An 8,653-nucleotide genomic window follows, 5' to 3' on the forward strand; every position below is an offset into this window, starting at 1 on the left:
TCGTTAGTAAAAAGATAAAAAAAGTCCTCCCATCACTTGATCGGGAGGAACCATTAGTTATTTTGAAGACAAATAAGCTAATACAATAGCAAAAGCGAAAAAGAGCACCAGTAAAACAGATGTTACTTTTTCCATAAATGCCTCAAAACCACGTTTCTTCGTTTGACCACTAAAAACTGCACCGCCAGAGAGTGCATTCAATGCATCTTGCTGCTTTTGCGGCTGCATCATTGTCGCAATAACGATTAAGATTGAAACAATAATTAGTAGCGTCATAAATAAATTGTACAATGCGCTGCCTCCAATATACAAATACGTTACTGGTAAATTTTAGCACAAAATAGATTTAATTTCGAGTTTTATTTTTCGAGTTCAGGTGCATCGGTTTTAAATTTATTTTGCGTTGATTTTTGATGATTTTTATACCATAAAGAAGTTTTATTTTTTGCATATAAATTCTTTAAAGCTTTTTGCTCATTATAATCATAATCTTGTGGCTTAACCTTTTTAAACCACTTTGGATGATAAAAACGTAGAAGATTACCCGCTATAACGCGATCAGATAAGGAAAGCTGCGTGGTAACCTTGTTTGAAATTGCCACCAGCTCAGTCTTTAATTTTTTGTCTGGCTTAATTATTTCTTCACCTGTCTTAGTATCATAATAGGTACTGCCTACTTTCGCATATAGCGGTGTTATAAAATCACCATTTCGCTGGGCAACAATTTGTGGTGCTTTGTTACTTAATAAATCATGACCAAATTGTATAGTGCCCTTGTTCGTAATTCCCAGTAAATTTAACAAGGTTGGCAACACGTCAATTTCTCCACCATAAGTGTTTTTAATGCCGCCTTTTAACCCCTTCATATGAAACATTAAGGGAACACGCTGAAATTTCAGGTTATCAAAATTAGTAAATTCATCCTGATCAAGAAGTTCTGCACTTGCCTTATGGTGGTTGCCGGAAATACCATAATGATCACCATAAAAAACAAGTAGTGTATTTTTATCTAAACCAGTTTTTTTCATCCACCGCATTAATTGTCCTACGGCTTGATCTAAATAATGAGCCGTTTGGACATAACCATCGACCGTTTCATCACCAGTGTCAGTTTTGTCAATTGATTGATTTTTCTTATCCAAATCATAGGGATAATGATTAGTTACAGTAATTAATTTAAGATAAAAAGGTTGCGGCAAGCGTTCAATATACTTAATTGATTGCGAGAAAAAAATTTTGTCTTTTAAGCCATAACCTATGTAATACTTAGGTTTATTTTGATAATAAGAAAGCGGCATAAAATACTCATAGCCAAATTGCTTGTAGGCATTATTACGATTCCAAAAAGACCCGGCTCCACCATGCATAACGGCAGTAGTATATCCACCCTGCTGTTTTAATATTGCAGGAGCGCTTTCAAACGTATTTGAAGTGCCATAACTAGACATTGCTGAACCTGATTGTAAACCAAAAAGAGAATTTTCCAGCATCATTTCGGCATCCGAAGTTTTGCCTTGGCCAACTTGATTATAAAAATTGGAGAAGCTAAGCGTATTTTTGGCGTGATACAGTTTATTTAAATTAGGAGTGACCCCCTTGCCCTTCCACTTGTACCCAATCAAAAATTGCTGAAAGCTTTCAAGATGTATGACCATAACATTTTTGCCCTTGGCAACACCCGTATAAGCACTATTTGGTTTAACGTAATTAACCTTTAAATACTTTTTAACCGATTGCAAGTCAGAAACATTAGCTTTGGCCATTTGCTCACTTGTTTGAGCTGTTTTAAAAGCATCATATACCGCATATTCATTCATACCCAAATATTTAACAATATAACTGTTGTCAAAAGTTCTGGTTAACAAACCTGAGCGGTCCTTTTGAGCCATCAACAAATTAATGCCAATAAGCAGAACAGCAATACCTTCAAGCAGAAGATTAAATCTTAACTTTAACGGGCGTAAATCATATTTAACGACTTTACTAACCATTAAAAAGATGATTAGCGCTATGTCCATAAAGGCTAAAAAATCTGTTACCCGAGTTATTCCTACAATGCTTTTACCCAAGTTATCAGCAGTCGAGCCTGAAGTTTTAATAATAGACAAAGACAAAAAATTTGAAAACTCGCGATAATAAAGGATATTGGCAAATAACCACAAGCTGAGCAGAAAATCAATTGCAATCATGATCCAGTATGATTTTCTGCCCTTAAAGAAAAGACCAATTCCCAGCAAAAGTAGTCCTGAAGGCAAAGGATTTAAAAATAACAGAAAATTCTGCATTGCACCTTCGGCACCCAGATTAAACTTGGTTAGATAAATTAAGTATGTCTTCAACCAGAAAGTCACTAAAATAATAGTAAAAAAGCCTAGTTTGGTTTGGGTCAGCCATTGCAGAAAAGACTTGATACGTGTCATCTTATTCTCCTCTCACTAAGCCTATATCTTACCCTTAACTGCTGTTAAGTGCAGGGATTTTAATAAAAATTAATCATTCTGTGGGCTGAGCAATTTTTGCGGTTTAAAAATCCAAGCAAAGATTCCTAAAATCATACCGAAAAAATACGTGACAAAGCGCCACAAGAACATCCCTACGATTAAGGTACCATTAGATGAAATAAAGGTAGAAAATAAAGTTTGAAAGCTATATTCTGCCCCACCTGATGCTCCGGGAATAGGTATAATCGCCATGAACATGATAATCATAATGTTCATTTGAGTTACGCTTGCCCAGTCAGCAGAAACATTTAAAGTGACCAATGTCATATAGGGAATGGAATAAAAGCACAACAGTTGCAATACAGTGAGTACCACACACACTAGCAATTTCTTTTTTTCCCTTTTTAGCTTTTGGCTTTCCTCATAAAATGTTTCAATTTTATCAAGCGTGTTTTTACGCCATATATCGACCCGCTTTTGATTAATAAATTTTGCTAGTAAGTTCATTATCCAGTTGGCAGCATTTTTAGTCCAATTATAGGCAAACAAAATTGCCAGCAAAAAAGCAATAGAGCCGACATGAATTAAAAAGCCGATTGCAATGAAAACAGCTAGTCCTGCAAACTTGGTTGCTACCATATGAAAGCCGGTAATAATTGTAGTGACGTAAGCTAAAAAAACTACAATTTGATAAATAATAAACTTCATCAGTAGTAAGGATGTTGCCCGACCGCCTTCTATTCCCATTTGAACCATAGCAGCTAATTGTGAAGGCTGTCCACCAGTTGACATAGGAGTGATGGCATTAAAAAGCGCTTGAATCAAGGGAATTCTAAAAAAAGACCATTTTGAACGGCTAGGTTCATTTTTGCGCTTGGTAAGAACTGCCAAAATGCTGGCTTCAAAAACATAAGAAAGAAGCATTAAACCAAAAACAGCGACTAACCCAATCAAGTTAATATTGCGAGCTGCTTGCTCCAATTGTGCAATCGGAGTTGATCTTAAGTCAACATATAAAACTATGCCACTTATTACAAGAACTATGGCAACGCCCCACAAGTGTTTTTTATTCATTAGCGAATTTGTCCCAAGTTACGACCAATTTCATATTGCTCTTGATAAAAATCATCCCATATGTGGGCTAAATTATCTTCAGAATATTTTTCACTGGCTTCATCGGATAACTGGCTGTATTTATTTAAAATGGCCGGATCTTGCGCTGCTACCCGCAATTGCTGATTCATTTCAGTGAAATTACTGCCCTTCATGTAATACCCACTGATTATTGCCTGATATAAATCGAGATCACGCAACAAAACTGGGGTAGCGCAACTAAAGGCTTCCAAAACAGACATAGGAAATAACTCATCATAAGATGGCAAAACAAATAGATCTGCAATGTTGAGGTAATCAACTAATTTCTGCCGATCAATGATTCCCGTAAATTTAAGATTTTGTGGTGGATTTTCGACCAGTTTTTTAAAATGATCATAACCATCAGTTATTTTGCCAAAAGAAAAGCCTCCGGCCCAGATAAATTGCATCTCAGGATTTGCCTTAGCTAATTTGGCAAAGTCATCAACGCCTTTACGAGCCTGTACTTGACCATCACCGAAAACCACAAATTTATTAAGTGGAATACCTAATTGATGCCTAAATGAATTCTTTTTTTCCTGACTTTCTGAATAAAACTCATTCTTAGATACAAAGTTGGGAATATACTTCACATTTTCACGCTTAATACCATATTTAACTAACTTATCAATAAAAATCGGATTAACAACTACGATCTCATCCATCCGTTTATAAAAATCAATTACATACTTATAAAAAATATTTTTTGCCAATGATGGCAATTTAACCGATCCTTCAAGCGTTTCCGGCAAAAAGTGAACATAACCAATTTTGCGTCCTCGTGCCGGTGAAAAACTATTAGCAAAATAAGTTGGGTTCACTGTATGATAATGTGTTAGATCGCTTTTACCATATCTGTTATTAGTGACATAAAATTTGTCAACCAAGTGTGTTCTAAGTAATCTTATCAGCTCTGTATATACAGATCCGACTCCCTGCCCTTTTACCGAGGCAGCTTGTGAAAACATATTAATTCTAATCATTTGTCTCCTCTTGAAGATCCTTTTGCGAATCTGAAATTGTATCTTGATAAAATTGATAAACTGAACTAGCAAATTTTTGAGCAGAAATTTGTTCCATTTTTGCAGACAATTTATCAGGCTGAATGCTTTTTCTCCCTTTTCTTAAATAGAATAATATTTCATTGAGCATTTCACCAGGGCCGTTAAAGACTTTGCCAAATTCTTCATCATCAAAAACATGTTCAGTATAGTCAGTATCATAAACGACACATTTCGTACCTGAAGCTAAGGCTTCAATATACGTCAAACCTTGAGTTTCAGTATCACTAGCTGAAACAAACAGGTCTGCCATTTTATAATAGGAGCCAACATCATCATGGGGTATATCTCCAGTAAATATTACACTATCTTCCAATGTTAATCGTTCCACCTGCTCTTGCAAAACTTCCATATCTGGTCCATCTCCAGCAATCACTAGACGTGTTTGAGGAAACTCATCAAGAATTTCCGGCATTGCATTTAGGATGCGATCTATCTTCTTTTCTTCTGCAACTCTACTCAAAGTTAATAATACCGGGACCTCGTCTGGTATGTCTAACTCTTTGCGAACATCAACTGTTTCTGGCTTATTTAAGCTATTTATATCCACTCCAGTTGGAATAACCCTCATAGGTATATTTACCTTATAACGCTTCAAAAGAGCCTCTACGCGCTTACTAGGTGCAATAACGCCATCCATATTTTTTAAGTAAGCATTGGTAAATTGCTTAACATGATATGGTCTAAGCAAATGTCCATTTAAAACGTAGTGCAGGTAATCTTCATACATTGTATGATAAGTATGTATTGCCGGAATTTTCAATTGGTGGGCAACATACTTCCCTATCATACCCAAAGCAAACTCAGTTTGGGTATGAACAATATCCAATTTAACTTCACGAGCAACCTTTGTAGCTTCAAAAAAGCCTCTAAACGCAACGCGTCTATCAGTAAACGAAATAAAGGGAACACTGCTGAAACGGAATATGTTAGCCTCAACTGTTCCTTTTTTTATATGAGGATCGGTAGTAGTAAAAATAAAAACATTATGACCTTGCTCCTCAAGAGCATCTTTTAAGGTTTTAATTGATGTTGCTACACCACTTAATTGTGGAAAATATGAATCGGTAAAGATACCTATATTCATCTTAAATACCTCCATAAAAGGTATTATAAAGATTACACATAACTTGTGCAATTTTTATAAAAAAACTTACAATACAAAAGCAGCCCTCGTATGAGGGCTGCTTAGTAATAGCGGTGATCGGGGTCGAACCGATACGTCCTAAACGGACACCAGATTTTGAGTCTGGCGCGTCTGCCAATTCCGCCACACCGCCATAATATGTTTTAATTTACAGTTCAATGAGTGAACCGATAAAGGCGGGGATCGGATTTGAACCGACGATTAAGGTTTTGCAGACCTCTGCCTTACCACTTGGCTACACCGCCATCGAATTTTTATTAAAATAGATTGGGATAGCTGGATTCGAACCAGCGCATAATAGAGTCAAAGTCTAGTGCCTTACCGCTTGGCTATATCCCAATGCTAGGGCGGAATATGGGATTCGAACCCATGTATGCCGGATCCACAAACCGGTGTGTTAACCCCTTCACCAATTCCGCCATGAAGGTAAACAGGGATAGTAGGAATTGAACCCACACTAGCGGTTTTGGAGACCGATGTACTACCTTTATACGATATCCCTATTATGGAGGAGGGTGGATTCGAACCGCCGAACTCAGAGAGAGCGGTTTTACAGACCGCCGCGTTTAGCCACTTCGCTACTCCTCCAGGCTGATGGCGCGGGACGGAATCGAACCGCCGACACAAGGAGCTTCAATCCTTTGCTCTACCGACTGAGCTACCGAGCCATCCTACGGTCCATATCAGATTTGAACTGATGATCTTCTCCGTGACAGGGAGACGAGATAAACCACTGCTCCAATGGACCATATTGCGGGAGGTGGATTTGGACCACCGACCTTCGGGTTATGAGCCCGACGAGCTACCAGACTGCTCCATCCCGCGATTTTAATAAAGGAGGATGTGGGATTTGAACCCACGCACGGCAAGACCGTCTAACGGTTTTCAAAACCGTCCCCTTAAGCCACTTGGGTAATCCTCCAAATGTAAATATACCAAGAATGGTAATGACCCGTACGGGATTTGAACCCATGTTACCGCCGTGAAAGGGCGATGTCTTAACCACTTGACCAACGGGTCATATTTATCGTTCCTACGCCATAAGACGCTTAATTATGATACCTAACTTATTGTAAAAAGTCAACTGTTTTTTATTTGTTTAACCTAACAAATCCTGTTAAGTTGCTGAATCACAACGTTATTAATAATACAGGATTATGGTTCATCATGCAAGACTTTTGTGCAAAAAGTTGAACTTTTTTCGTGTGGTTGCCAGCTAAAAATACTTTTTCCAGCAATCACAGTATTTTTACATTATATCGTGAAAAAGGTTGTATCATCCTCTTTTGAAAGAATTAGCAAGTCAATTAAAGCCAACTCTACCAATTAAAAAGGACCGCAGATTAAATTCTAACGGTCTTTTTAATTATATAAGCGGAGACTGAGAGATTCGAACTCTCGCACCAGAATAACCCGATCTACACCCTTAGCAAGGGCGCCTCTTCAGCCACTTGAGTAAGTCTCCACAATGGGCCTAAATGGACTTGAACCATCGACCTCACGCTTATCAGGCGTGCGCTCTAACCAGCTGAGCTATAGGCCCCAAAAAGCGGGTAACGAGAATCGGACTCGCGACTAAAGCTTGGAAGGCTTTCGTTTTACCACTAAACCATACCCGCACTAATAAATAAATGGCGCGGGACGGAATCGAACCGCCGACACAAGGAGCTTCAATCCTTTGCTCTACCGACTGAGCTACCGAGCCATCCTACGGTCCATATCAGATTTGAACTGATGATCTTCTCCGTGACAGGGAGACGAGATAAACCACTGCTCCAATGGACCATATTGCGGGAGGTGGATTTGGACCACCGACCTTCGGGTTATGAGCCCGACGAGCTACCAGACTGCTCCATCCCGCGATTTTAAAATATAAAAGTACAAACAAACTCCATACTTTATGGACCTTGTAGGACTCGAACCTACGACAGGACGGTTATGAGCCGTCTGCTCTAACCAACTGAGCTAAAGGTCCAAGCTCTGGGAAATAGCGGCGGGGGGGATCGAACCCTCGACCTCCCGGGTATGAACCGGACGCTCTAGCCAGCTGAGCTACACCGCCAATAATGTAACCATTTTACAAAGATTACAATCGGGAAGACAGGATTCGAACCTGCGACCCCCTGGTCCCAAACCAGGTGCTCTACCAAACTGAGCCACTTCCCGTTATTATGCGCCCTGAAGGATTTGAACCTTCAACCTTCTGATTCGTAGTCAGACACTCTATCCAGTTGCGCTAAGGGCGCATCACTAAATGCCGAGGACCGGAGTCGAACCGGTACGGTTGAAACCAACCGCGGGATTTTAAGTCCCGTGCGTCTGCCAATTCCGCCACCCCGGCAAGTAATGAAAGCGGAAGACGGGATTCGAACCCGCGACCCCCACCATGGCAAGGTGATGTTCTACCACTGAACTACTTCCGCATAATATGTAATGCCGATTATACGATTTGAACGTACGACCCCCTGTTTACAAGACAGATGCTCTACCAACTGAGCTAAATCGGCAAAATGTAAATATGGTATATATTATTGGCGAATACGGGTGGTGGGACTTGAACCCACACGTCCGAAAACACTAGAACCTAAATCTAGCGCGTCTGCCAATTCCGCCACACCCGCAAAATGGGGCCATGAGTCGTGACGGGCTTGAACCGTCGACCCTCTGATTAAAAGTCAGATGCTCTACCAACTGAGCTAACGACTCGGAATGGAGGATACAGGGCTCGAACCTGTGACCTCCTGCTTGTAAGGCAGATGCTCTCCCAGCTGAGCTAATCCTCCATAAGCACGGCAGCGTCCTACCCTCGCAGGCAGTCTCCCACCAACTACTCTCGGCGTGAAGAAGCTTAACTGCTGTGTTCGGCATGG

At 39.7% G+C, this 8,653-nt stretch carries 5 protein-coding genes and 27 tRNA genes; all 32 read right to left on the minus strand.

Features of this window, described 5'->3' with window-relative positions; genetic code table 11:
• Positions 1-57: 57 nt before the first annotated feature.
• Complete coding sequence (secG, locus tag H3U49_RS08250; RefSeq protein ID WP_034977075.1) at positions 58-291, minus strand: preprotein translocase subunit SecG; 234 nt, start codon at positions 289-291, stop codon at positions 58-60.
• Positions 292-359: 68 nt separating this feature from the next.
• A complete protein-coding gene (locus H3U49_RS08255) occupies positions 360-2,420 on the minus strand; it encodes an LTA synthase family protein (protein ID WP_198180961.1) in 2,061 nt (686 codons plus the stop codon).
• A gap of 69 nt (positions 2,421-2,489) precedes the next feature.
• Positions 2,490-3,515 (minus strand): lysylphosphatidylglycerol synthase transmembrane domain-containing protein, encoded by a 1,026-nt coding sequence (locus H3U49_RS08260; protein WP_198180962.1) that lies wholly within the window; start codon positions 3,513-3,515, stop codon positions 2,490-2,492.
• Complete coding sequence (locus tag H3U49_RS08265) at positions 3,515-4,558, minus strand: glycosyltransferase family 4 protein (RefSeq protein WP_198180963.1); 1,044 nt, start codon at positions 4,556-4,558, stop codon at positions 3,515-3,517. The genes H3U49_RS08260 and H3U49_RS08265 overlap by 1 nt, the downstream gene beginning before the upstream one ends.
• Positions 4,551-5,723, minus strand: a complete 1,173-nt coding sequence (locus H3U49_RS08270; protein ID WP_198180964.1) for a glycosyltransferase family 4 protein — start codon at positions 5,721-5,723, stop codon at positions 4,551-4,553. The genes H3U49_RS08265 and H3U49_RS08270 overlap by 8 nt, the downstream gene beginning before the upstream one ends.
• A gap of 108 nt (positions 5,724-5,831) precedes the next feature.
• A tRNA-Leu gene (locus tag H3U49_RS08275) sits at positions 5,832-5,916 on the minus strand.
• Between the two features lie 41 nt (positions 5,917-5,957).
• Positions 5,958-6,028, minus strand: a tRNA-Cys gene (locus H3U49_RS08280).
• Between the two features lie 22 nt (positions 6,029-6,050).
• A tRNA-Gln gene (locus tag H3U49_RS08285) sits at positions 6,051-6,122 on the minus strand.
• Positions 6,123-6,129: 7 nt separating this feature from the next.
• Positions 6,130-6,202: transfer RNA gene (locus H3U49_RS08290), tRNA-His, on the minus strand.
• Positions 6,203-6,214: 12 nt separating this feature from the next.
• Positions 6,215-6,285, minus strand: a tRNA-Trp gene (locus H3U49_RS08295).
• 4 nt (positions 6,286-6,289) lie between these two features.
• Positions 6,290-6,371, minus strand: a tRNA-Tyr gene (locus H3U49_RS08300).
• Positions 6,372-6,378: 7 nt separating this feature from the next.
• A tRNA-Phe gene (locus H3U49_RS08305) sits at positions 6,379-6,451 on the minus strand.
• 6 nt (positions 6,452-6,457) lie between these two features.
• A tRNA-Asp gene (locus H3U49_RS08310) sits at positions 6,458-6,531 on the minus strand.
• Between the two features lie 3 nt (positions 6,532-6,534).
• Positions 6,535-6,608: transfer RNA gene (locus H3U49_RS08315), tRNA-Met, on the minus strand.
• Between the two features lie 10 nt (positions 6,609-6,618).
• A tRNA-Ser gene (locus H3U49_RS08320) sits at positions 6,619-6,705 on the minus strand.
• A 26-nt stretch (positions 6,706-6,731) separates the two neighbouring features.
• A tRNA-Glu gene (locus H3U49_RS08325) sits at positions 6,732-6,803 on the minus strand.
• 355 nt (positions 6,804-7,158) lie between these two features.
• Positions 7,159-7,248: transfer RNA gene (locus H3U49_RS08330), tRNA-Ser, on the minus strand.
• A gap of 4 nt (positions 7,249-7,252) precedes the next feature.
• Positions 7,253-7,326: transfer RNA gene (locus H3U49_RS08335), tRNA-Ile, on the minus strand.
• A gap of 5 nt (positions 7,327-7,331) precedes the next feature.
• A tRNA-Gly gene (locus tag H3U49_RS08340) sits at positions 7,332-7,402 on the minus strand.
• A gap of 13 nt (positions 7,403-7,415) precedes the next feature.
• Positions 7,416-7,488: transfer RNA gene (locus H3U49_RS08345), tRNA-Phe, on the minus strand.
• A gap of 6 nt (positions 7,489-7,494) precedes the next feature.
• Positions 7,495-7,568: transfer RNA gene (locus tag H3U49_RS08350), tRNA-Asp, on the minus strand.
• Between the two features lie 3 nt (positions 7,569-7,571).
• Positions 7,572-7,645 (minus strand) — tRNA-Met (locus H3U49_RS08355).
• A 39-nt stretch (positions 7,646-7,684) separates the two neighbouring features.
• Positions 7,685-7,758, minus strand: a tRNA-Ile gene (locus H3U49_RS08360).
• 13 nt (positions 7,759-7,771) lie between these two features.
• Positions 7,772-7,845: transfer RNA gene (locus H3U49_RS08365), tRNA-Met, on the minus strand.
• A gap of 30 nt (positions 7,846-7,875) precedes the next feature.
• A tRNA-Pro gene (locus H3U49_RS08370) sits at positions 7,876-7,949 on the minus strand.
• A 6-nt stretch (positions 7,950-7,955) separates the two neighbouring features.
• Positions 7,956-8,029, minus strand: a tRNA-Arg gene (locus H3U49_RS08375).
• Positions 8,030-8,038: 9 nt separating this feature from the next.
• A tRNA-Leu gene (locus H3U49_RS08380) sits at positions 8,039-8,124 on the minus strand.
• A gap of 10 nt (positions 8,125-8,134) precedes the next feature.
• Positions 8,135-8,206 (minus strand) — tRNA-Gly (locus H3U49_RS08385).
• Positions 8,207-8,217: 11 nt separating this feature from the next.
• Positions 8,218-8,290, minus strand: a tRNA-Thr gene (locus H3U49_RS08390).
• A gap of 32 nt (positions 8,291-8,322) precedes the next feature.
• Positions 8,323-8,404, minus strand: a tRNA-Leu gene (locus H3U49_RS08395).
• A 12-nt stretch (positions 8,405-8,416) separates the two neighbouring features.
• Positions 8,417-8,489: transfer RNA gene (locus H3U49_RS08400), tRNA-Lys, on the minus strand.
• Between the two features lie 4 nt (positions 8,490-8,493).
• Positions 8,494-8,566 (minus strand) — tRNA-Val (locus H3U49_RS08405).
• Between the last annotated feature and the right edge of the window lie 87 nt (positions 8,567-8,653).

It is taken from the genome of Lactobacillus sp. W8174, from assembly GCF_016100975.1.
Lineage (GTDB): Bacteria > Bacillota > Bacilli > Lactobacillales > Lactobacillaceae > Lactobacillus > Lactobacillus juensis.

Excerpts from the sequence above, each read along its gene's own strand:
- H3U49_RS08255 (WP_198180961.1), bottom strand. The coding sequence starts at position 2,420 with ATGACACGTATCAAGTCTTTTCTGCAATGGCTGACCCAAACCAAACTA.
- H3U49_RS08270 (WP_198180964.1), bottom strand. The coding sequence starts at position 5,723 with ATGAATATAGGTATCTTTACCGATTCATATTTTCCACAATTAAGTGGT.
- H3U49_RS08265 (WP_198180963.1), bottom strand. The coding sequence starts at position 4,558 with ATGATTAGAATTAATATGTTTTCACAAGCTGCCTCGGTAAAAGGGCAG.
- H3U49_RS08260 (WP_198180962.1), bottom strand. The coding sequence starts at position 3,515 with ATGAATAAAAAACACTTGTGGGGCGTTGCCATAGTTCTTGTAATAAGT.